At 70.0% G+C, this 1,106-nt stretch carries 2 protein-coding genes; both read right to left on the bottom strand.

What is annotated here, in order from left to right; all coding sequences use genetic code 11:
• Nucleotides 1-210: 210 nt before the first annotated feature.
• Nucleotides 211-447 carry a hypothetical protein gene (locus ACFVUH_RS37465; RefSeq protein ID WP_387918115.1) on the bottom strand — a complete coding sequence of 79 codons (237 nt, stop codon included), beginning with the start codon at nucleotides 445-447 and terminating at the stop codon, nucleotides 211-213.
• A gap of 33 nt (nucleotides 448-480) precedes the next feature.
• A complete protein-coding gene (locus ACFVUH_RS37460; RefSeq protein WP_387918114.1) occupies nucleotides 481-990 on the bottom strand; it encodes a glycine-rich domain-containing protein in 510 nt (169 codons plus the stop codon).
• Between the last annotated feature and the right edge of the window lie 116 nt (nucleotides 991-1,106).

Below are 1,106 nucleotides of genomic sequence, written 5' to 3'. Positions count from 1 at the left end.
TTTTTTTTTGTTGGGTTTTTTGTTGTGGTTGGGGGGGGTGTTTTCGTTTTCCGGCCCCCCCCCCGCCACCGGAAGTGCGGAGCAGGAAGTCGATGAGGCCGACTTTCGACGCCTGGGCAGCGCGGTGGTGCTGAGTGGACAGCTATGTGAAGGACCGCACGAAGTGGTCCCGCCCGGGCGAACCCGGACGGTGCCGTTCCAGGGCGCTGCTCATCGAGGGGCGCGGATGACGAATCCTCGCGTCGGACCGCTCTGGCCCGCCTGACGTGACCGACCCCGGACCACCGTCAGCACGTCGTCGGTGATGTCCCGGCGGGTGTTGGGGTTGGCGCTGTCGTACACCCGCCATTGCCCGTCCGGGTTGCCCAGGTCTTCGGGGGACACGATGCCCCGAATGCCCAGGTGCCGAAGCGAGTTGGCTAGCTGCTGGGCTTCGTCTTCGTCCATGCTTCCCGCCCTCTCCGTGTGGGTGGGTTCAGGCTAGTGGGCCTCGCCGCCACCTCCACCGCCGCCACCGCCGGAGCAGTGCGACGCGCACCCGCCGGGGTTGATGGGTCCGCAACCGCCGGGGATCGGGGTGTGGGAGCAACTGGCGGCCACCGCGACCTGGGCGCGGGTCGGACCGGTCCACAGTTCGTGGTCGGGGGTGTAGCCGGTCTCTTCGATGAGGGCGACGGTCCGGGCGAGGGCGTCCGGGTCGTGGCGCGTCGGGTCGGGGCGCTCGGGGTAGTGGTGCACGAACCCCCCGAGCCGCTCGCACACTCCGGCGTAGGGGCGTGTGTGGAGGATGAGGGCGTGCCAGCCCTCGTCCACGACGTTGGACGGGGTGATCCGCAGGGTGGGGAACCTGCGGGCGGTGACGACGAACTTCAGCGCCTCGGTCACGATGCGCTCGGCCGTGCGGACTGCCATGCCGGGGTTGTTGTCCACCACTGTGGCGGTGACGCCCCCGAACGCTTCGGGGGTCAGGAGGGTACGGACGTCGTGCATGCGTGCTCCTTGGTCCTGTCGAGCCCAGCCCACGGGCGTGGGGAGGGAGGGGGAGGGGGTGGGGGGGCGGGCCGGCGCCCGCCCGGGCCCCCCCCCCCCCCGCAAGAATAAAAAAA

It is taken from the genome of Kitasatospora sp. NPDC058032, from assembly GCF_042885845.1.
Classification (GTDB): domain Bacteria; phylum Actinomycetota; class Actinomycetes; order Streptomycetales; family Streptomycetaceae; genus Kitasatospora.
The sequence above is the reverse complement of the archived record's forward strand: the minus strand, read 5'-3'. Positions and strand labels throughout refer to the sequence as shown.

Excerpts from the sequence above, each read along its gene's own strand:
- ACFVUH_RS37460 (WP_387918114.1), bottom strand. The coding sequence starts at position 990 with ATGCACGACGTCCGTACCCTCCTGACCCCCGAAGCGTTCGGGGGCGTC.
- ACFVUH_RS37465 (WP_387918115.1), bottom strand. The coding sequence starts at position 447 with ATGGACGAAGACGAAGCCCAGCAGCTAGCCAACTCGCTTCGGCACCTG.